This is a genomic window from Serratia sp. LS-1, from assembly GCF_003719595.1.
Taxonomy (GTDB): domain Bacteria; phylum Pseudomonadota; class Gammaproteobacteria; order Enterobacterales; family Enterobacteriaceae; genus Serratia; species Serratia ureilytica.
The window spans coordinates 4,661,881-4,680,854 of the sequence record NZ_CP033504.1 but is presented as its reverse complement, the minus strand read 5'-3'; the positions used below and the strand labels follow the sequence as shown (position 1 = coordinate 4,680,854).

Below are 18,974 nucleotides of genomic sequence, written 5' to 3'. Positions count from 1 at the left end.
CGCGCAGCAACACGCATCCGGCATGCTTTCCGGTGTGAAATCAGACAACAAAGTTTTACCGTTCCCCCCGACGCCCGTCACCGGTAGAATAGGGACAACTTTTCGTTAACCTCTGCGGCCCCGCGCCGCAAAAGAAATCAAACAACGCTTATGACAAGACTCTCGCCACGGGCGGCGGCCAAAAAACCGCCCCAGGCCGCAGCCGGACAGATCCGCATCATCGGCGGCCAATGGCGCGGCCGTAAGCTTCCGGTGCCGAACAGCCCGGGGCTGCGCCCCACCACCGATCGGGTACGCGAAACCCTGTTCAACTGGCTGGCGCCGGTGATTCAGGGCGCGCGCTGCCTGGACTGCTTCGCCGGCAGCGGCGCATTAGGGCTGGAAGCGCTGTCGCGCTATGCCGGCAGCGCCACGCTGTTGGAATTCGAGCGGCCGGTGGCGCAGCAGCTGGAAAAAAATCTGGCGCTGCTGCAGGGCAAAGGGGTGGTTATCAACACCAACGCGCTGAGCTGGCTGGCGGGCGACGGTCAACCGTTCGACGTGGTGTTCCTCGATCCGCCGTTTCGCAAAGGCCTGCTGGCGGAGACCGCCCTGCTGCTGGAGCAGCGGGGCTGGCTGGCCGACGAGGCCTGGATCTATGTAGAAGCCGAGGCGGAAAGCGCCGCGGCGGACGTGCCTGCCAGCTGGCAGTTGCACCGGGAGAAGGTCGCCGGCCAGGTGGCTTATCGCCTTTATCTTCGTTCGCAAGAGAAAACCGACCATGCTGATTAATCTGGGCCGCCTGCTGATGCTGTGCGTATGGGGCTTCCTGCTCTCTAACCTGTTCCATCCGTTTCCCAAGCCGCTGAAGTATTTCATCGACGTGGCGCTGTTCTTTATGGTGGTGATGCACGGCCTGCAGTTGGTGCTGTTGAAATCCACCCAGCCGAAGGATCAGCCGATCAGCTACTGGCAAGAGGCCAAGATCTTTATCTTTGGCGTGTTCGAGCTGCTGGCCTGGCAAAAGAAACAGCCGCCCATCAAGAAAAAGTGACCGCTACGGCTGAACGGTGAACGAGACGAAGCGCGTGCCCTGCATGTTTAACTTGCCCTGCGCGCCTTTTTCTATCGGGTTGTACTGCCATTGCTTCAGCCGCAGCGTAATGTTTTCACCACCCTGGTTAGGGCTGAACACCACCTCGTAATACATCGGCTCGTTGACCAACGGCTCGCGCTGCGGCGCACGGGTCTTGGCGACCGGGAAGCTCCGCTTGTCACTCACCGTCACCTGCAGACTGCGCATCGGCGCGCGATCGTTTTCCGCCTCCTGCTGGCGCTGTTTGAAGTAACGTTGCGTGGCCAGCACGGCGATCAACGCAATGACGGCGACAAAAAATAGCGGTGGCTTACTCATCGGTTTCCCATTTCCTTCACGGTCAAATCGGCGTAAACATAGCATTCTCAAGAAAGCATTGTCGATCGTCGGCAGGCTACCTACACTGAAATGAAGAAGTGACATGGGTGACAGTTTGGAGCCGGTGGTTGCGGCTCCCTCCTACATAAGGAAGACATAAATGAGTTGGCCGTTCCTTGCCGTATTCTTTTCCGGTTGGCTGTTCGTCGACGCCTCTTACCGTGGGCCGCGCTGGCAGCGTTGGGTGTTCAAACCCGTCACGCTGCTGCTGCTGTTGCTGTTGGCCTGGCAGGCGCCGGTGCTCAGCGCCGCGGGCTATCTGATCGTACTCGGCCTGCTGGCAACGCTGATCGGCGATGCGCTGCTTCTGTTGCCGCGCGAGCGGGTGCTGTACGCCATCGGCGCCTTTTTCCTGTCCCACTTGCTGTACACCCTGAGTTTCGCTAGCCAGATGACGTTCAGTCTGTTCTGGCCGCTGCCGCTGGCGCTGCTGGCGATCGGCGCATTGCTGCTGGCCGCCCTTTGGACCCGGTTGGAAGAGATGCGTTGGCCGATCGTCACCTATGTGGCGATGACGCTGCTGATGGTCTGGCTGGCGGGCGAGCAATATTTCCTGCGCAGCACCGATTTCGGCTTCTCGCTGCTGACCGGCACCTCGCTGCTGCTGCTGGCCAACGTGGTTTGGCTGCTCAACCGCTACCGCTTCACCTTCCGCGCGGCGGACGCCATCGTGGCTTTCTGTTACTTCTCCGGCCACTTCCTGATCGTGCGTTCGCTCTACCTGTAGAGACCTGCCGCGGGTTCGGCGCGCCGAACCCGTTTCTTCATCAAGCCAGCGCTTTCAACGTCAGGGCATCACCCGCACCCAGCTGATTGCGGTACAGATCGCCGTCGCGCGAGAAGAACGCCAGCGTGCTGCCATCCGCCTGCAGCAGGGCGATGCCGTCCGGCGCCGGGCGCCAGCCCACCACCTCGGCCGCAAATACGCTTTGCAGACAACGCTGCCGATCCACCAGCTGGTAGCCGTTGGTCTCGCTTTGCTCATTGGCCAGAAACTCGATTTGGCATTGCCGTTCGCTGTCGGCTACCTGCCATTGCCCCGCCAGCGACTGCGCGGTCGGCAGCGCCAGACTGCCGGCCATCACCGCACTCGTCACCATCATGCCTCCCGCCGCCAGGGCGGCGCGCGTTAAAGTACCTTTCATACCGGCTCCCACATCACGCCCGGCCGAGACTGCGCCGGGCGCTCCGTTGCTGCGTTACACGATAAAGTCAGTGGCGACGTCTACCTGACCGACGATTTTCACCAGGAAGTCAGGCGCCTGATGACCACCGATGTTCACCGACAAATCGGTCACGTTGTTGGACGCGTTGTAGCTCAGCAGCGCTTCACCGGCCGCGCCGCTGAAGTGATCGACGAAGTGAATGAAATCGCTGCTCTGCGCTTCTTTGTTGAAGAACGAAAGATCAATCTTGTCGATCCCTTTCTGGAAGTCGCGGATCCAGTCTGAAGCGCCCGGCGCGGAATCGCTGGCGGCAGAGAACACGAAGATGTCTTTACCGGCACCGCCCCACAGCTCATCCGCCCCGCCGCCGCCGAACAGCACGTCGTTACCCGCGCCGCCTTTCAGCACGTTATTGGCCGCGTTGCCGACGATCACGTCGTTGCCGGAACCGCCAATGGCGTTCTCGATGGTCACACCGGCGGCGATCGAGACGTTGCCTTTCAGGCCGCCCACGTCGGAGAACGACTTCTCGTTCAGGTTGATGCGCTGGTTAGCGGTATAACCGGAGAAGTCGAAGGTATCGTTGCCACCCGCATCCCAGGCCGCAAAGATCACTTTCTGCGAATTGCTGGTGGTGCTGAGGAAGTCACGACCGGTGTTGGAGTTAAAACCGTACACGGTGTCGCCGGTGCGGGTCGACAGGTTGGCGCCATACAGATGTTGAATGGCGGCAATGTCATCCAGCAGCGGAGCTGCGGCGTAATGACCGCCGTTATCACCACCGGTGTTGGTTTCGCTCCAGTAGCTCATCAGGCTGAACTGACGGGTGTCTTCCGCATAAGTGACGTCGCGATAGGTCGGGTTGCCTTCACCGGCGTTGTAATCGCCCGGATGGCTCAGACCCAGCGCATGGCCAATCTCATGGGTAAACGTCTGGCGGCCGTAGTCTTCGGTCGCCGGATGCTTCACGTTGGACTGGTTGACGTTGTACCAGGTCTGGCCCCCCAGATCCTGCCCCTGCCAAATGGTGTTCGGCAGGAAGGCGTAGGCCTGGGTGCCGTAATCATAGTGGCCGGGACGATCCTGGCTGTAGTTACCGAAGGTGATGTTGGCCTTTTGTCCGGCCGCCACTTCGGTAAAGGTGATATTGGCGACGTCGGCCCAGGACTGCAGCGACAGCTTAGCCTGCTGCTGCTGTTCCGCGCTGAACTTGCTCAGCCCGGTGTCGCCGGCGACGTTGGTGGAAGAGAACTTATAGTCCGGGAAGGAGAAGGTTAATTTGACCGGCTGGCCAAATACCTTGTAACCGTTCCAGGTTTGGTTCTCACGGGTAATAAACAGCCCAGCTTGCTCGTTAGAAAATGAATCCTTGCCATTAATCTGAATCCCGTTGCCCCGCTCATGATAATGCAACAGGTCGTCTACAGCATCGTAGCCGGTTGTGGCGGCCGCGAAGTTGGATTCAGTAATTTCAATTGCCTTTTTAGTAGATTGCATTGGTTCGATTCCACTCATTACCTGATTGATATCAATCAGACAGATAGACATAACCTCCCCGTAAGCCACGGTTAATGAACCTTAAGCTTGCTGGAAGGGGCTTATGCGCCGTTGCCGGCAGTGTGTTTGGTAGAATTAATGCATATATATCAGCAAATAAGATCACCATTAAAAATGGTAATCGATTCCAATTATAGGCAGGACCGCAAAACTGCACATAAAATAATCAACCATTTATTATCGCAACGAAAGTTTGTTATGCTACTTTTTGCGCTTATTTACAAAACAAATGAAACTTAGAGAGGAGAAGTTGGCACCAAACTTCAATAGCAATGCGGCTTGCAGACACAAGCGAATCATGCTGGCTAATCAGGCGCCAAAAGATAAATTTTGCTAACGCGTTATAGATAAATAACTCTTTATTATTAGACCGGGCGACTTTTTAGTTTCTATAGGAATATTATTTTCTTATTTAAACTAACGGCGGCGAGACTTTTTCTCGAAATAGGTAATAAGAAAAAGCAATAGATTAAAATTCGCATTATTCATTATTGAATGAATCCCCCCATAACGCCTGAACGCCGTTAGCAATAATTCTCATCCGGCGCTTGACTCTGGAGTGGACTCCAGGGTGTAGAGTCAGCTGAGCAAACCCGGTTAACTGCCCGAAGGGGGACGTTATGCACAATCAGCAAAATCATAATCATCAGGAACATCACCACGCCGAAGGCGGATGCGGCTGCAACCACAGCCACAGCAAAACCCAGCATGGCTGCAGCAGCGAGCCGAAAAACGCCGCTGCGCAGACCGAACACGCCCATCACCATCACGATCATGGCGAGAGCGGCTGCTGCGCCGCCGCCCACGACGATCCGGACGAGGAAAGCGACAGGCTGGCCGCCGCTCCCCCTTCCGGCAGCCAACGTTTCAGCTGGAAAGTCACCGGTATGGACTGCCCCAGCTGCGCCAAGAAAATCGAAAATGCCGTCACCGCGCTCCCCGGCGTTGACAGCGCACGCGTATTGTTCGCCACCGAAAAACTGGTGGTCGACGCACAGTCCGATATCAGCCTGCGGATCCAGGACGCGGTCGCCCAGGCCGGTTTTACCCTGCTCGGCGCTCAGACAGCCAAAGATGCCGTGCCAAAAGCCTCGCGCTTCGGTGAATTTGCGCCGCTGCTGTTGTTAACCACCCTGATGGTGGTCAGCTGGGTGCTGGATCGGATTAACCCGGAGCTGGGTCGCATCGCCTTTATCGCCACCACGCTGGTCGGGTTGGCGCCGGTCGCCGCGAAGGCGCTGCGTCTGATTCGCTCCGGCACGCCGTTCGCCATCGAAACGCTGATGAGCGTGGCGGCCATCGGCGCGCTGTTCATTGGCGCCACCGCCGAGGCGGCGATGGTGCTGCTGCTGTTTATGGTTGGCGAGCTGCTGGAATCCTACGCCGCCAACCGTGCGCGGCGCGGGGTGAAGGCGCTGATGGAGCTGGTGCCGGAAGATGCGCTGCTGCTGCAAGGCACGGAACGCAAACGCGTGCCGGTCGCCAGCCTGCGCCCCGGCGACGTGATTGAAATCGCGCCCGGCGGGCGTCTGCCGGCCGACGCCGAACTGCTCAATCCGTTCGCCAGCTTCGACGAAAGCGCCCTGACCGGCGAATCGGTGCCGGTCGAGCGTCAACGGGGGGAAAAAGTGGCCGCGGGCAGCCTGTCCGTCGATCAGGCGGCACAGATGAAGGTGATCTCAGAGCCCGGCAAAAACGCCATCGACCGCATTCTGCAATTGATTGAAGAGGCCGAAGAGCGCCGCGCGCCGATCGAACGCTTCCTCGATCGCTTCAGCCGCTACTACACCCCGGCCATTATGCTGCTGGCCGTCGCGGTGATCCTGGTGCCGCCGCTGCTGTTCTCGCAGCCGTGGGAGACCTGGATCTATCGCGGCCTGACGCTGCTGCTGATCGGCTGTCCATGCGCGCTGGTGATCTCGACGCCGGCGGCCATCACATCCGGGCTGGCCGCCGCCACGCGGCGCGGCGCGCTGATTAAAGGCGGTGCGGCGCTGGAGCAACTGGGCCAGATTCAAACCATCGCCTTCGATAAAACCGGCACCCTGACCGAAGGCAAGCCGACGGTCACCGACGTGCTGCCCATCGGCGCGCTCACCGAACAACGGCTGTTGCAGCTTGCCGCCGCGGTAGAGGCCGGTTCACATCACCCGCTGGCGCAAGCGATCATTAACCGCGCCGCCGCCAGCGGGGCCGAGCTGCCGCTGGCGCAGGCGCGCCGCGCGCTGGCCGGCGTCGGTGTGGAAGGGATCGTGGACGGCAAGACCGTGCTGATCAGCGCGCCGGGCAAGCTGGCGCCGGGCCTGCTCGCCACACAATGGCAGAGCCAGGTAGACAAGCTGGAAAACGCCGGTAAAACGGCGGTGGTGGTGCTGGCAGACGGCGCGCCCATCGGCTTGCTGGCGCTGCGCGATACGCTGCGCAGCGACGCCAAACAGGCGATAGCCGAACTGAACGCGCTGGGTATTCGCGGCGTGATGCTGACCGGGGACAACCCGCGCGCCGCCGCGGCGATCGCCGGCGAGCTGGGCCTCGACTATCGTGCCGGTCTGTTGCCGGAAGATAAGGTCGCTGCGGTTACCGAGCTGAACGAACTGCGCCCGACGGCGATGATCGGCGACGGCATCAACGACGCCCCGGCGATGAAAGCCTCCAACATCGGCATCGCCATGGGCAGCGGCACCGACGTGGCGCTGGAGACCGCCGACGCCGCCCTGACCCACAACCGGCTGGTGGGCGTCGCGGAAATGATCCGCATCTCGCGCGCCACCCACGCCAATATCCGGCAAAACATCACCATCGCGCTGGGATTGAAAGGGGTCTTTCTGATCACCAGCCTGCTGGGGTTAACCGGGCTGTGGCTGGCAGTGCTGGCGGACTCCGGCGCCACCGCGCTGGTCACCGCCAACGCGCTGCGGCTGTTGAGAAAGCGCCAATAACGTGACGCCAGGCCGGGTTCCTCAATGGGAACCCGCCATTATCGATTGCAGCGAAGATACTAAGGATATTGTCGGCGCGTATGTAATACCCGCAACACCCGGATGTGAGTTTCCAGCACCTGGTAAATCAGGAGATAATGGGGATGCAAGGGGATTTCATGCGTGCCGTCCACTCTGCCACGCCGGAAAATTCGGGGATGCCTGGCGGCGGGAGTGACGGCCTCCATGATGAGAACCTTCATTTTTCTGGCCGCCAGAGGGTTATCGTTGGCGATGAATCCCACAATCTCCGCCAGATCCTGACGTGCGGCTCGAGTCCATGTTGAGCATTATGCCTGCTTCGCGTTGATCCTGGCTTCTGCAGCAGCGATAACAGCATCCATTTCAGCCATCACGTCATCATGAGGAATACCGGGCCACGGCTCATCCATGGCTTCCTGAACTCTTTCAAGAAACCAGCGCTCATAGCCCTGTGTGTGTTCCTCATTTTCCATCTTGGCAACCGTAGGCAGTAGTAAAATACTCATCATCGTTTGTCCCTTTCGAACGCTCCCCAATCGCAGGGAGCTTATCTTACGAGACGATTAAAAACTATACACCTTTCCGTAACAGATAACGGTATGGCGCCTGCTCGGTCTCCTGCGCCACCAGCGTGTGCTCCATAAAGCGGCAGAACCCCGGGATATCGCGGGTAGTGGCCGGATCGTCGGCAATAATCAGCAGCGTTTCGCCGTTGTCCATATGGCGCACGGTTTTACGCACCATCATCACCGGTTCCGGGCAACGCAGCCCCAGCGCGTCGAGCGTCTGGTCTGCCTGGGCAAATAAGTCAGTCATGCAATTTTTCTCGTTCAAAAACGATCGGCGAACGCTCGCCGCATCTCATTAGCGCCTAGTTTACGCCGGTAGTTTTTCTGCGCAAGATGCGTTAACGTTTGCGTTAAATTTAACCATTGCATTGGTTGCGCAAACGCGTATCATGCCGCCGCGCAGCGTTTTTTGCTGTTTTGACAAGACACACTGGGTTCCCTCACCCCACTGCTAAAAAGGCTACAACATGTATTCGTTTACCGCACAGCAGCGCTTCACGGCGTTGGTCTGGCTTTCGCTGTTTCATATCGCCATCATTACCTCTAGCAACTACCTGGTGCAGCTGCCGATCACCGTTTTCGGCTTCCATACCACCTGGGGCGCCTTTACCTTCCCGTTTATCTTCCTGGCGACCGATCTGACCGTACGCATTTTCGGCGCGCCGCTGGCGCGACGTATTATCCTGGCGGTGATGGTGCCGGCGCTGTTCATCTCTTATGTGATCTCCACCGTCACCTATCAGGGAGAATGGCAGGGCTTCGCGGCGCTGAGCAGTTTTAACCTGTTCGTGGCGCGCATCGCCGTGGCCAGCTTTATGGCCTATGTGCTCGGCCAGATCCTCGACGTACACGTCTTCAACCGCCTGCGCCAACGCAGCGCCTGGTGGGTGGCGCCGGCGGCGGCGATGTTCCTCGGCAACATCAGCGATACGCTGGCGTTCTTCTTCATCGCCTTCTACAAGAGCAGCGATCCCTTCATGGCCAACAACTGGGTGGAGATCGCGCTGGTGGATTACAGCTTCAAGGTGATGATCTGCCTGCTGTTCTTCCTGCCGATGTACGGCGTGTTGCTGAACATGCTGCTCAAACGCATCGCGGCGCGCAGCGGCAGCCTGCAGCCGAGCTGAGCCGTGTTATTCTGGGCGGCCCTATTCTTTGGAGGCCGCTCATGCTCCCCATCGTCCGCACCGCCACGCTCGAAGACATCCACCGCCTTTACCAAAGCATCCCCGAATTCGGCAGCCTGCATAGTCTGGCCGATCTGCAGCGGCGTATCGGCACCGCCCCCGTCAGCCTGTTGATCGCCGAGATAGACGGGCAGCCGGCCGGTTTCAAACTCGGCTATCAACGGCAAGAAACGGTGTTTTACAGCTGGCTGGGCGGCGTGCTGCCGGCATTTCGTCGCCACGGCGTGGCGCAGGCCTTGTTGGCTGAACAGGAACGCTGGGCGCGGGCGCAGGGCTATCGCCAACTGACGGTCAAAACCCGTAACCGGTTCCGCGCCATGCTGACGATGCTGCTCGCCCACCACTATCAGATTGTTCAGCTGGAAAAGAAAGGCGAAGTGGCTGATTATCGGCTATTACTGGAAAAAAACTTGTGACAACATCTGCCTTGCATTTCAACCTGGAATAGGTTGCGATACGACAGTGAATCCCTACCGGAAAGGAAGAAGGAAGCCCGATGCGTAAAGTAGCGAAATTGATGGGTATCAGCCTGCTGGCGCTTGGCCTCGCGGCCTGCGACGGCGACACCAAAGACACCAAGGCAGCGTCTGACGGCGCGGCGGCCAGCGCGCCGGCCGGGCAGCAGGTGAGCCTGCTGGACGGTAAACTGGCGTTCACCCTGCCGGTCGGCATGGCGGATCAAAGCGGCAAGCTGGGCAACCAGGCCAACAACATGCATGTTTACGCAGACAGCACCGGCCAGCGCGCGGTGATCGTCATCTTGGGCGACAAGACCGCCGACAGCCTGGAGACCTTGGCCAAGCGCCTGGAGAACACCCAGCGCGCACGTGACGCCAACCTGCAGGTGATCACCAACAAAGCGCTCGACGTCAACGGTGTGCCGCTGCGTCAGCTGGACAGCATCATCACCAGCGGCGGCGAAAAAGCCTATTCCTCCGTTCTGATCGGCTCGCTGAACAACAACATGCTGACCATCCAGGTAACGCTGCCGGCAGACAATCAGCAGCAGGCGCAGACTGAGGCCGAAGGCATCATCTCCACCCTGAAGCTGAAGCAGTAATCCCACAGAGGGCCGGCTTGCCGGCCCTTTCGTTTTTATGCCAGCGCCTGCGCCAGCAGGGTGATCGGATGTTCGCAGCGTTTGCTGGTGGACATTTCGATCTGCCACTTGCAGGTTTCGCAGTCGGTCACCACCAGATCCACTCCGCTCTCTTCTATCTGCCGGAACAGCGGCGCGCCAATGCCTTGCGACGTGGCGTAGTTCTCCGATTTGAACCCGTAAGTGCCGGCGATGCCGCAGCACTGCGAATCCAGCACCACCAGCTCCAGCCCCGGTATCTGCCGCAGCAGCTCCAGGGTATAGGCGGTCCAGCCCATCTTCTCCATATGGCAAGGCGTGTGATAAGCCACCCGCAGCGGCGTGCGCTTGAGCGGCAGGCTGCGCCCCTGATTGATCAGGCGATAGAGATAGCGCGTCGCCAGCTCCACCCGATCGCGCACCGCAGTGGTGTCTACGTCCAGCAGATGAGGGTATTCGTCACGCAGGGTGAAGGTGCAGCTCGATGAGGTCGCCACCACCGGAATGCCGCGCTCCAGCACCGTTTCCTGCAGCGATTCGGCATTGACCCTGGCCTGCTTTTTAGCCTGCTCGATAAATCCGTTGGCGATCAGCGGCACGCCGCAGCATTTCTCGCGTTTCAGCAGCTGCACGCCGATATCCAGCGCGTTGAACACCCGGACCAAATCCTTGCCCAGCTGCGGGTGGTTATAGTTGACGAAGCAACCGTGGAAGAATGCCACCTGCTCGGCGTAACGCTGCTGAGCCTGCGCCTGTTGCCGGTACCAGCGGCGGAAGGTGCCGAAGGAATATTTCGGCAGTTCGCGCCGGTGATCGATCTTCAGCGCCTTGTCCAGCAGCTTGCGCACCGGTTTCAACCCGGTGGCGGCGTTGACGATCGGCGCAAACGGCGTCGACAGCGATCCCATGATATCGGTATGGCTGAGGATGGCATCGCGCAGCGTCGGCTTGCTCTGGGCGAAGTCGGCGCGGGCGCGCTGAATGATGTCGCCGATTTTGACGTCGGACGGGCAGGCCACTTCACAACGCTTGCAGTTGGTGCAGTATTTCAGCGCTTCGTCGTACAGCGCCGGGTCTTTCAGCCGCAGCCGCTCACCGTCCGGCCCCGCCTGTTTCGGTCCCGGGTAAAGCGGGTTCACTTTGGCGACCGGGCAGTAAGTGGTGCAGACGGTGCATTTGATGCAGCTTTCAAAGCTGTGGTCCCGATGCAGGCTCATACGTTCTCCTCCGCGGCGATCTGCTGCGCGACGTGCAGCGCGCCGATCAATGACACGCCGGCGCCGCAGCCCTGCTGCAGCGGATCGTAGCCGCCGGCGACCGCGCCGATGGCGTACAGGTTGTCGAACGGCACTCCCTGCTTCATCGCCCGCAACCTGCCGTCGGTACGCACGCCGAACTGCAGGTAAGGCTGCGGCGCGAACAGCTCGCGTCGGCTCCAGTCGGCGCGATCCGCCCGACTGTGTACGTCCAGCCCGAAGATCGGTTCGCGCACCCCGTCGAAATCGGCCACCAGTCCATTGCTGAAGAAGCTGCCGCTGGCCAGCACCACCTGCTGCGCCCGCAGCGGAATATCGCCGTGGTTGCGGGTGTACAAACCGGTGACGCGGCTGGCCTCGCTCTCGGCGCGCAGCACGCTGTCGCCCGGCATGAAAACGCCGCCCAACTGCTGGAAACGCCGCCGCAGCGCCTGATGCAAGCGCATGCCGGGCACCGAAGGCGGCAACGTCGGCAGCAGTCGGATCGGCTTGCCGACCGCATCCTGCAGCACCGCCAGCGACGCGTCGTCCTCCAGACCCAGACAGGCCGGCAGGAAGAGCGCCTCGGCCTCGCCCGCCAGCCGCCGCAGCTCTTCGGCCATCGGCGGCAGGCTTTCCATCAAATCCAGTACCCGGGCGATGTTCACCGCGCGGAACTCGCTGGGATTATTGCGCAATCTGTCCAGCGCCGGCATGTGCAGATAGGCCACGTCCGTCTGCACGCCGAGCTCGCGGCTCAGGGCGTCGGCGGCCATCTGCGGTTGGAAGTCGAGGAACCCTTCGATGCCGATCACCGCAATACGCCGCCACGGCAGTTGGCCGGTCAGCGGCAGCGTCGGGATCGCCTGCGGGCTGAGCCAGGTGGCGCGGCGCGTGCCGAGCGGCGTGATGCGCAGATGGTTGTTCACCCCCTCGCCCTGCAGATTCAACCCGCAGCGTTCCAGCAGCCGCTGCGCGGCGGCGGACAGCGCCGCCACCCGGCCGGGCCCGATCAGGGCGTACGGATGCTGCGGCGCCTGTTGCGCCAGCTGCGGCAACGCCGCCAGCGGCATCTCGACCGGCGTGCCGTCCGGCAATCTCGCCAGCAGATCGAGCGAGCCTGAGGAGAAGTAGAGCGCGCTCTGGCCAGAACTAACCACCGCGCAGCGCTTGCCCTGTTCGGCCACGGCAATGGCGCAGCTCAGGCCCGCCAGACCACCGCCAATCACCACAACGTCAAATCGCATCATCCGCCTCCTGCTCCTGGTCGGCCTGGGCTTCAAGCCCGCATAATCCCTGGTAAACCCAGCTGGTGAATTCGCTCTCGCGCAGCGCATCGCCCCAGGCGATCGGCCGTACGCCTTTCCAGCGTTCGTTGAGGAACTGCGACAGCTGCGCGATGGATTGCTGCGGCGTGCTGACGTTAAAGCGCGTCAACAGCCCGGCGGCGCGGCAGGCGCAGAGTTCGCCCTGGCAGGTGCCCATGCCGACACGGGTGCGGCGGCGCAGATCCACCAGGTTATTGACGGTCAGCGAGTTGACCGCATAGCGCACTTCCCCGGCGGTCACCGCCTCGCATTCGCACACCAGGCTGGTGTCGAGCCGATCGGCCGCCGGCACCTGGCTGGCGCGATCGCCGTGCCGATAGATCGCCGAGCCGCGAATGCTGGCGGGCAGAGAAACCACGCTGCGCACCGTTTCCTCCGCCGACTGACGGGATCCGGGCAGCGCGTCCTGCGCGGTGGTGCACGGACTATTTACGCCGAGCTTTTCGCATACCTTGTCGGTGGCCCACTCCGCCATCAGGCGGTAGGTCATCAGCTTGCCGCCGGTAATGGTGATAAACCCTTCCAGCCCGTCGCGGGCGGCGTGATCGAGCAGCACGATGCCGCGGCTGACGTTGCGCCCGCTGGGATCGTCGTCGCTGGCCACCAGCGGCCGCACCCCGGCATAGGCGCGCAAAATGCGGGTCTGCGCTAGGGTGGGCGCCAACAGCGCCCCTTCGCGGATCAGAATGTCCACCTCCTGCGGGGTCACCAGCATGTTGTCAATTTGGTCGTAGTCGATATGGGTCGAGGTAGTGCCGATCAGCGAGATAGTGTCGCCCGGCACCAGGATGTCGGCATCCGCCGGTTTGCGACAGCGGTTGATCACCATGTTGTTGATACGGTGGCCGAGGATCAGCAGCGCCCCTTTGGCCGGGAACATGCGGATGCGCAAGTCGGCGTATTCGGCGATCTGCTGGCCCCAGATGCCGGCGGCGTTGACCACCACCGGCGCATGCAGCTCATAACGCCGCTGATTCTGATGGTCGTAAACGCGCACGCCCGTCACCCGGTCGCCGCTGCGCAGCAGCCCCACCACCTGGTGGTAGGTCAGGATCTGCGCGCCGTGTTCACGCGCGTCCAGCATGTTGGCGGCGGTCAGCCGGAAGGGATCGACGGTGCCGTCCGGCACCCGCACCGCGCCGATCAGCGCCGGGTTGGCCGCCGGCTCCAGGCGCAGCGCCAGCTGCGGGTCGATCGCTTCGGCGTCGATGTCGGCCTGGCGACAGGCGGCGATAAACTGTTGCTGATAGTCCAGCGAGTCCTGCGGCAAGGTGATGAACAGCCCATCGGTGCGCTCGATGCAGTGGTGGGCAATGCGTTTCAGGATGCGGTTCTCTTCTATGCATTCGCGCGCCGACTCGCCGTCGGTCACCGCATAGCGCGCGCCGCTGTGCAGCAAACCGTGGTTGCGGCCGGTGGCGCCGGTGGCGATGTCGTGGCGCTCCAGCAAAATGCATCGCAAGCCGCGCCGCGCACAGTCGCGGGCAATGCCTGCGCCGGTGGCGCCGCCGCCGATGATGATCACATCCGTTTCGCCGCCGTCAAAATAGCTGCTCATGTCGCTCCCTCAGGATCGGTAGTTATGAGCCTATTGAGCCACGGTTATTAGGGTCTTTGTTTGATAAGGAACAATAACGAACATGAAACGAAATAAAAATGTCCACAAAAAACCATCAATGTGATCATAATCACGATTTTTGGACGTTTTTCTATTTCATAACGTTAACGAATCGCTCAAAATCCGCCGTGGTTTCATGAAAGTGTAACAATTGCGCCATTCGTCACAGCGACACCAGGCGTATTTGATGACAATGGCGCTCGTTATGGAACACAAAAACACCACATTCGATATCCGCTCAATCATCAAATGAACGTAAAAGGTCATATTGATGTGATAACAGATAAAGCCATCGGAGGCGCTCATGTTGAGTATTTTTAAGCCGGCCGCACACATCGCCCGTGTGCCGAGCGATAAGGTAGACCCGCTCTACCGTAAGCTGCGCTGGCAAATTTTCCTGGGGATCTTCTTCGGTTACGCCGCCTACTATCTGGTGCGTAAGAACTTCACCCTGGCCATGCCTTACCTGATCGAACAAGGCTTCAGCCGCGGTGACCTCGGCTTCGCGCTGTCGGGCATCTCCATCGCCTACGGCTTCTCCAAATTCATCATGGGTTCGGTCTCCGACCGTTCCAACCCGCGAGTGTTCCTGCCTGCCGGCCTGATCCTGGCGGCGGCGGTGATGTTGTTCATGGGCTTCGTGCCGTGGGCAACCTCCAGCATCGCCATCATGTTCGTCCTGCTGTTCCTGTGCGGCTGGTTCCAGGGCATGGGCTGGCCGCCGTGCGGCCGCACCATGGTGCACTGGTGGTCGCAGAAAGAACGCGGCGGCATCGTCTCCATCTGGAACTGCGCCCACAACGTGGGCGGCGGCCTGCCGCCGCTGCTGTTCCTGCTGGGCATGGCCTGGTTCAACGACTGGCACGCGGCGCTGTACATGCCGGCCTTCGGCGCCATCCTGGTGGCCCTGATCGCCTTCGGCCTGATGCGCGACACCCCGCAATCCTGCGGCCTGCCGCCGATTGAAGAGTACAAAAACGACTACCCGGACGACTACAGCGAAAAAGACGAAGAAGAGCTGACCGCCAAGCAGATCTTCATGCAGTACATCCTGCCGAACAAGCTGCTGTGGTACATCGCGGTCGCCAACGTGTTCGTCTACCTGCTGCGTTACGGCATTCTGGACTGGTCGCCGACCTACCTGAAAGAAGTGAAGCACTTCGCGCTGGACAAGTCTTCCTGGGCCTACTTCCTGTATGAATACGCCGGTATCCCGGGCACCCTGCTGTGCGGCTGGATGTCGGACAAAGTGTTCAAAGGCAACCGCGGCGCCACCGGCGTGTTCTTCATGACGCTGGTGACCATCGCCACCGTGGTGTTCTGGATGAACCCGGCCGGTAACCCGACCGTGGATATGATCTGTATGCTGGTCATCGGCTTCCTGATCTACGGTCCGGTGATGCTGATCGGCCTGCACGCGCTGGAGCTGGCGCCGAAGAAAGCCGCCGGCACCGCCGCGGGCTTCACCGGCCTGTTCGGCTACCTGGGCGGCTCGGTTGCGGCCAGCGCCATCGTCGGTTACACCGTAGACTTCTTCGGTTGGGACGGCGGCTTCATGGTGATGATCGGCGGCGGCGTGCTGGCGGTTATCCTGCTGCTGCTGACCATGCTGAACGAGAAGAAACACCACGCGGAAATCGCTGCCGGCAAGCGCGGCTAACCGTCACACGACTTTTGCATGATTTAAAGGCCGCCCTGCGGCCTTTTTACTACCCTGCCCCCAACAACACGGAGAAAACGGAATGCGGACTCAAGTCAAAGCCCTGCTGACAGGGATCATTCTCGCCACCTCAATGGTCAGCGCCGCGCAGGCGGCGGACAAAGTGGTGATCGCCCACCGCGGTGCCAGCGGCTACCTGCCGGAACACACCCTGCCGGCGAAGGCGATGGCCTACGCGCAAGGCGCCGATTACCTCGAGCAAGATCTGGTGATGACCAAGGACAACGAGCTGGTGGTGCTGCACGACCATTACCTCGATCGCGTCACCGACGTCGCCGAACGTTTCCCGAACCGCGCACGCAAAGACGGCCGTTATTACGCCATCGACTTTACGCTGGCGGAGATCAAATCGCTGAAGTTCACCGAAGGCTTTGACATCGAAAACGGCAAGAAGGTACAGGGCTACCCTGGCCGCTTCCCGATGGGCAAATCCGACTTCCGCGTCCACACCTTCCAGGAAGAGATCGAATTCGTACAGGGTCTGAACCATTCGACCGGCAAAAACATCGGCATCTATCCTGAAATCAAAGCGCCTTGGTTCCACAAGCAGGAAGGCAAAGACATCTCCAGCAAAGTGCTGGCGGTGCTCAAGCAGTACGGCTACACCGGCAAGAACGACAACGTCTACCTGCAGTGCTTCGACGCCAACGAGCTCAAACGCATCAAGAACGAGCTGGAGCCGAAGCTGGGCATGGATCTGAAGCTGGTGCAGCTGATCGCCTACAACGACTGGCAGGAAACCTACGAGCAGAAAGCCGACGGCAAGTGGGTGGAATACGACTATGACTGGATGTTCAAACCGGGCGCGATGAAGAAAATCGCTCAGTATGCCGACGGCATCGGGCCGGACTACCACATGCTGGTGGTGGCGGATCAATCCAAACCGGGCCACATCGTGCTGACCGACATGGTGAAAGAAGCGCACGCCAGCAAGCTGGCGGTGCACCCGTTCACCATCCGCGCCGATGCGCTGCCGAAGTACGTGACCGACGTAAACCAGCTGTATGACGTGATTTACAACCAGGCCGGCGTCGACGGCGTGTTCACCGACTTCCCGGACAAGGGCGTGCAGTTCCTGCAGAAGCAGGGCCAGCACAAGTAATAACAAGGGCGCCGCAAGGCGCCCTGATTATTTAAAGGTTATTTCAGAGGAACATCTTGCGCAGGTAGTGCGGCACCGCGTTATCGGCATTGGAACCGATCACCTCCAGCTCCGGCAGCATATCCTTCAGGCGCTGATGCGCATCGCGCATGATGCAGCCCTTGCCGGCCATCGACAGCATCTCCAGATCGTTCATGCCGTCGCCGAAGGCGATGCACTCTTGCAGCGTATAACCGATGATCTTGGCCACTTCTTCCAGCGCATGCCCTTTCGACACGCCGCCCGCCATCACTTCCAGGCAGGTCGGGAACGAGAAGCTGACGTTGACCCGATCGCCCCAGCGGGCGTTGATGGCGTCTTCCACCTGCAGCAATCGCTCGTGGTCTTCACAGGTGAAGTAAACCTTGCAGACGCCGTCGGTTTCCAGCAGGCCCGGCTCGAACAGCTGATATTTGAACACAGACTCCTGGAAGAACTCTTCCTGCTCCGGGCTTTCGCGGTTGGTAAACCAATCGTCGTTGCGGTAGACGTTAGTGGTGATCTGCGGATCGTCGTGCAGCATGCCGTACAGATCGCGGGCGATATCCCCGTCCAGGTTATGGCTGAAGATCAGCTCGCCGGCCGTGTTGTGCACCCGCGCGCCGTTGGAGGTGATCATAAAGGCGCTGATTTCCAGGCTGTCGCGGATCTGCGCCACGTCGATGTGGTGGCGGCCGGTGGCGAACACGAAATGCACGCCTCGCTGGGTCAGCAACTTCAGCGTTTCTTTGGCGTACGGCGACAGGGTATGGTCGGGAGACAGCAGCGTGCCATCTAAATCGGAAGCGACGACGTGATACATAGCGTTATGTTCTAACCTCTGATGGAGTTGTCGGCGGCAGCGCGCCGCCTAAGTGTTGAGCAAAGAAGCGCAGGATTGCGTTCAGTGCTTCGGCGCGCATCGCGTCCCGCTCGAACAGGATCTCATGGCGTGCGCCGTTGATAACCCACGGAAGCCCCCCTTCGCAAGGGCGCCCCGCGTCTGACAGAGCCTGACAAAAAGCCTGGTGCGAACGGTTGTCGACCACCCGTTCTTCACCGGCCTGCAAAAGCAACAGCGGCGTTGTGATTTTCCCGGCCTGCGCGATGATCTGCCGGCCAGCGCGGATGCTCTCACGCACCCAATGGTAAGTCGGCCCGCCCACCTGCAGCTCGGGATAGTCGGCGTAATAACGCAGGCTGCGCCGGTAGCGCTCGCGGCTGTGGGTCAACACGTTGACCACATAGGGCAGCGGACGCCACTGGCCGGTGCCCACCGCGTAATAATCACGGATCGCCGGGCGTGTCTCCACCCAGTCGAGAATGCGGTCGGCCAGCCAGCCCGGCATCGGCAACTGGATGCCGAACATCGGCGCGCAAAACGCCGCCGCGTCGAACGCCTGCGGCCGCCGCTGCAGGAACTGCGCCAGGATCGCGCCGCCCATCGAATGCGCCAGCGCGAAACGCTGCCGGTAACCGCGCGACTCGACCTCGCGCAGCCACAGCTGCTCGAAATCGTCCACGTAGTCGGCAAAGTTTACCACATGACCGCGGTGCGTATCCGCCAGTAAACGCCCGGAGCGCCCCTGGCCGCGATGATCGACGATCACCACGTCGTAACCGCAGTGGAACAGGTCGTAGGCCACCTCAGGGTATTTCACGTAGCTTTCGATGCGGCCAGGGCTGACCACCACCACCCGCTGATGCCGCGCGGAACGGAAACGCACAAAGCGGATCGGCACGCCGTCCACGCCGCTGAACTCGCCTTCTTCGCGCTGCCGCCAGAAATCCAGCAGCGGCCCGGTGGCGAAAGCAGCGAACTGCGTTTCACGCGTTAACCAGTCATCGGAGCTGAGAGTGAACGAGGTCATCGAGAGCGTTTTCCCTGTGGAGCCGGCGGAAAATGTGACCGCTGGCACAAGAAATCATACTAGCGTATTGTGATTCAATTCTGACAAAAAACGGCGCCGCCTCGGCGCATTG

The 18,974-nt window shown here is 60.6% G+C and carries 19 protein-coding genes and 1 pseudogene; 9 read left to right on the top strand and 11 right to left on the bottom strand.

Features of this window, described 5'->3' with window-relative positions; translation table 11 throughout:
- The first annotated feature begins 150 nt into the window (after positions 1 to 150).
- The gene (gene rsmD / locus EDY99_RS22300) at positions 151 to 771 is read left to right on the top strand and encodes a 16S rRNA (guanine(966)-N(2))-methyltransferase (RefSeq protein ID WP_033644994.1); all 621 of its coding nucleotides are present in this window, start codon (positions 151 to 153) and stop codon (positions 769 to 771) included.
- Entirely contained in the window at positions 761 to 1,033 is a 273-nt protein-coding gene (locus EDY99_RS22295; RefSeq protein ID WP_004934327.1) for a DUF1145 family protein, read from the top strand. Before rsmD ends, EDY99_RS22295 begins: the two co-directional genes overlap by 11 nt.
- 3 nt (positions 1,034 to 1,036) lie before the next feature.
- Here the strand turns inward: EDY99_RS22295 and EDY99_RS22290 are convergent, their stop codons facing one another.
- On the bottom strand, positions 1,037 to 1,393 hold the full coding sequence (locus EDY99_RS22290) for a DUF2500 domain-containing protein (protein ID WP_123062071.1): 357 nt from the start codon (positions 1,391 to 1,393) through the stop codon (positions 1,037 to 1,039).
- A gap of 160 nt (positions 1,394 to 1,553) precedes the next feature.
- Here EDY99_RS22290 and EDY99_RS22285 point away from each other — a divergent pair, with 160 nt between their 5' ends.
- Entirely contained in the window at positions 1,554 to 2,180 is a 627-nt protein-coding gene (locus EDY99_RS22285; protein WP_033644998.1) for a lysoplasmalogenase, read from the top strand.
- A 40-nt stretch (positions 2,181 to 2,220) separates the two neighbouring features.
- Here EDY99_RS22285 and EDY99_RS22280 read toward each other — a convergent pair whose 3' ends face one another.
- Both EDY99_RS22280 and EDY99_RS22275 read right to left on the bottom strand, forming a co-directional pair.
- Positions 2,221 to 2,598: an AprI/Inh family metalloprotease inhibitor gene (locus EDY99_RS22280; RefSeq protein WP_025304893.1), complete on the bottom strand. Its 378-nt coding sequence runs from the start codon at positions 2,596 to 2,598 to the stop codon at positions 2,221 to 2,223.
- Between the two features lie 54 nt (positions 2,599 to 2,652).
- On the bottom strand, positions 2,653 to 4,116 hold the full coding sequence (locus EDY99_RS22275; protein ID WP_033644999.1) for a serralysin family metalloprotease: 1,464 nt from the start codon (positions 4,114 to 4,116) through the stop codon (positions 2,653 to 2,655).
- Positions 4,117 to 4,796: 680 nt separating this feature from the next.
- Between EDY99_RS22275 and EDY99_RS22270 the strand changes: the two genes are divergently transcribed.
- On the top strand, positions 4,797 to 7,115 hold the full coding sequence (locus EDY99_RS22270; protein ID WP_123062070.1) for a zinc/cadmium/mercury/lead-transporting ATPase: 2,319 nt from the start codon (positions 4,797 to 4,799) through the stop codon (positions 7,113 to 7,115).
- Positions 7,116 to 7,174: 59 nt separating this feature from the next.
- Here the strand turns inward: EDY99_RS22270 and EDY99_RS22265 are convergent.
- The 3 genes and pseudogenes from EDY99_RS22265 to tusA all read right to left on the bottom strand — a co-directional run.
- Positions 7,175 to 7,426: pseudogene (locus EDY99_RS22265) on the bottom strand (type II toxin-antitoxin system RelE/ParE family toxin); the annotation flags it as partial.
- 18 nt (positions 7,427 to 7,444) lie between these two features.
- On the bottom strand, positions 7,445 to 7,645 hold the full coding sequence (locus EDY99_RS22260; RefSeq protein WP_223524348.1) for a stability determinant: 201 nt from the start codon (positions 7,643 to 7,645) through the stop codon (positions 7,445 to 7,447).
- Positions 7,646 to 7,706: 61 nt separating this feature from the next.
- On the bottom strand, positions 7,707 to 7,952 hold the full coding sequence (tusA, locus tag EDY99_RS22255; RefSeq protein WP_025304890.1) for a sulfurtransferase TusA: 246 nt from the start codon (positions 7,950 to 7,952) through the stop codon (positions 7,707 to 7,709).
- A 220-nt stretch (positions 7,953 to 8,172) separates the two neighbouring features.
- On the opposite strand from tusA, the gene EDY99_RS22250 reads away from it, so the two are divergent.
- From EDY99_RS22250 to EDY99_RS22240, 3 genes are all read left to right on the top strand, one after another.
- Positions 8,173 to 8,832 (top strand): 7-cyano-7-deazaguanine/7-aminomethyl-7-deazaguanine transporter, encoded by a 660-nt coding sequence (locus EDY99_RS22250; RefSeq protein WP_025304889.1) that lies wholly within the window; start codon positions 8,173 to 8,175, stop codon positions 8,830 to 8,832.
- A gap of 41 nt (positions 8,833 to 8,873) precedes the next feature.
- Entirely contained in the window at positions 8,874 to 9,308 is a 435-nt protein-coding gene (locus EDY99_RS22245) for a GNAT family N-acetyltransferase (RefSeq protein WP_123062069.1), read from the top strand.
- An 80-nt stretch (positions 9,309 to 9,388) separates the two neighbouring features.
- Complete coding sequence (locus EDY99_RS22240) at positions 9,389 to 9,952, top strand: DcrB family lipoprotein (RefSeq protein ID WP_060438278.1); 564 nt, start codon at positions 9,389 to 9,391, stop codon at positions 9,950 to 9,952.
- Positions 9,953 to 9,987: 35 nt separating this feature from the next.
- On the opposite strand, the gene glpC is transcribed toward EDY99_RS22240, so the two are convergent.
- From glpC to glpA, 3 genes are read right to left on the bottom strand one after another with little or no spacing between them, the layout of a single operon-like run.
- Positions 9,988 to 11,187 carry an anaerobic glycerol-3-phosphate dehydrogenase subunit GlpC gene (gene glpC / locus EDY99_RS22235; RefSeq protein ID WP_033645005.1) on the bottom strand — a complete coding sequence of 400 codons (1,200 nt, stop codon included), beginning with the start codon at positions 11,185 to 11,187 and terminating at the stop codon, positions 9,988 to 9,990.
- Positions 11,184 to 12,452: a glycerol-3-phosphate dehydrogenase subunit GlpB gene (gene glpB / locus EDY99_RS22230; RefSeq protein WP_089195354.1), complete on the bottom strand. Its 1,269-nt coding sequence runs from the start codon at positions 12,450 to 12,452 to the stop codon at positions 11,184 to 11,186. Before glpB ends, glpC begins: the two co-directional genes overlap by 4 nt.
- Entirely contained in the window at positions 12,442 to 14,091 is a 1,650-nt protein-coding gene (glpA, locus tag EDY99_RS22225; protein ID WP_033645008.1) for an anaerobic glycerol-3-phosphate dehydrogenase subunit A, read from the bottom strand. Before glpA ends, glpB begins: the two co-directional genes overlap by 11 nt.
- Positions 14,092 to 14,455: 364 nt before the next feature.
- Between glpA and glpT the strand changes: the two genes are divergently transcribed.
- Together glpT and glpQ are read left to right on the top strand one after the other, a co-directional pair.
- Positions 14,456 to 15,811 carry a glycerol-3-phosphate transporter gene (gene glpT, locus EDY99_RS22215; protein WP_033645009.1) on the top strand — a complete coding sequence of 452 codons (1,356 nt, stop codon included), beginning with the start codon at positions 14,456 to 14,458 and terminating at the stop codon, positions 15,809 to 15,811.
- An 82-nt stretch (positions 15,812 to 15,893) separates the two neighbouring features.
- Positions 15,894 to 16,973, top strand: coding sequence for a glycerophosphodiester phosphodiesterase (glpQ, locus tag EDY99_RS22210; protein WP_025304882.1), 1,080 nt, complete (start codon positions 15,894 to 15,896; stop codon positions 16,971 to 16,973).
- A gap of 43 nt (positions 16,974 to 17,016) precedes the next feature.
- Here the strand turns inward: glpQ and yigL are convergent, their stop codons facing one another.
- Positions 17,017 to 17,814 (bottom strand): sugar/pyridoxal phosphate phosphatase YigL, encoded by a 798-nt coding sequence (yigL, locus tag EDY99_RS22205; protein WP_033652427.1) that lies wholly within the window; start codon positions 17,812 to 17,814, stop codon positions 17,017 to 17,019.
- A 4-nt stretch (positions 17,815 to 17,818) separates the two neighbouring features.
- Positions 17,819 to 18,862 carry a lysophospholipase L2 gene (pldB, locus tag EDY99_RS22200; protein WP_033645012.1) on the bottom strand — a complete coding sequence of 348 codons (1,044 nt, stop codon included), beginning with the start codon at positions 18,860 to 18,862 and terminating at the stop codon, positions 17,819 to 17,821.
- Between the last annotated feature and the right edge of the window lie 112 nt (positions 18,863 to 18,974).

Coding starts and splice junctions, on each gene's coding strand:
- rsmD (WP_033644994.1), top strand. CDS start 151: ATGACAAGACTCTCGCCACGGGCGGCGGCCAAAAAACCGCCCCAGGCC.
- EDY99_RS22295 (WP_004934327.1), top strand. CDS start 761: ATGCTGATTAATCTGGGCCGCCTGCTGATGCTGTGCGTATGGGGCTTC.
- EDY99_RS22290 (WP_123062071.1), bottom strand. CDS start 1,393: ATGAGTAAGCCACCGCTATTTTTTGTCGCCGTCATTGCGTTGATCGCC.
- EDY99_RS22285 (WP_033644998.1), top strand. CDS start 1,554: ATGAGTTGGCCGTTCCTTGCCGTATTCTTTTCCGGTTGGCTGTTCGTC.
- EDY99_RS22280 (WP_025304893.1), bottom strand. CDS start 2,598: ATGAAAGGTACTTTAACGCGCGCCGCCCTGGCGGCGGGAGGCATGATG.
- EDY99_RS22275 (WP_033644999.1), bottom strand. CDS start 4,116: ATGCAATCTACTAAAAAGGCAATTGAAATTACTGAATCCAACTTCGCG.
- EDY99_RS22270 (WP_123062070.1), top strand. CDS start 4,797: ATGCACAATCAGCAAAATCATAATCATCAGGAACATCACCACGCCGAA.
- EDY99_RS22260 (WP_223524348.1), bottom strand. CDS start 7,645: ATGATGAGTATTTTACTACTGCCTACGGTTGCCAAGATGGAAAATGAG.
- tusA (WP_025304890.1), bottom strand. CDS start 7,952: ATGACTGACTTATTTGCCCAGGCAGACCAGACGCTCGACGCGCTGGGG.
- EDY99_RS22250 (WP_025304889.1), top strand. CDS start 8,173: ATGTATTCGTTTACCGCACAGCAGCGCTTCACGGCGTTGGTCTGGCTT.
- EDY99_RS22245 (WP_123062069.1), top strand. CDS start 8,874: ATGCTCCCCATCGTCCGCACCGCCACGCTCGAAGACATCCACCGCCTT.
- EDY99_RS22240 (WP_060438278.1), top strand. CDS start 9,389: ATGCGTAAAGTAGCGAAATTGATGGGTATCAGCCTGCTGGCGCTTGGC.
- glpC (WP_033645005.1), bottom strand. CDS start 11,187: ATGAGCCTGCATCGGGACCACAGCTTTGAAAGCTGCATCAAATGCACC.
- glpB (WP_089195354.1), bottom strand. CDS start 12,452: ATGCGATTTGACGTTGTGGTGATTGGCGGTGGTCTGGCGGGCCTGAGC.
- glpA (WP_033645008.1), bottom strand. CDS start 14,091: ATGAGCAGCTATTTTGACGGCGGCGAAACGGATGTGATCATCATCGGC.
- glpT (WP_033645009.1), top strand. CDS start 14,456: ATGTTGAGTATTTTTAAGCCGGCCGCACACATCGCCCGTGTGCCGAGC.
- glpQ (WP_025304882.1), top strand. CDS start 15,894: ATGCGGACTCAAGTCAAAGCCCTGCTGACAGGGATCATTCTCGCCACC.
- yigL (WP_033652427.1), bottom strand. CDS start 17,814: ATGTATCACGTCGTCGCTTCCGATTTAGATGGCACGCTGCTGTCTCCC.
- pldB (WP_033645012.1), bottom strand. CDS start 18,862: ATGACCTCGTTCACTCTCAGCTCCGATGACTGGTTAACGCGTGAAACG.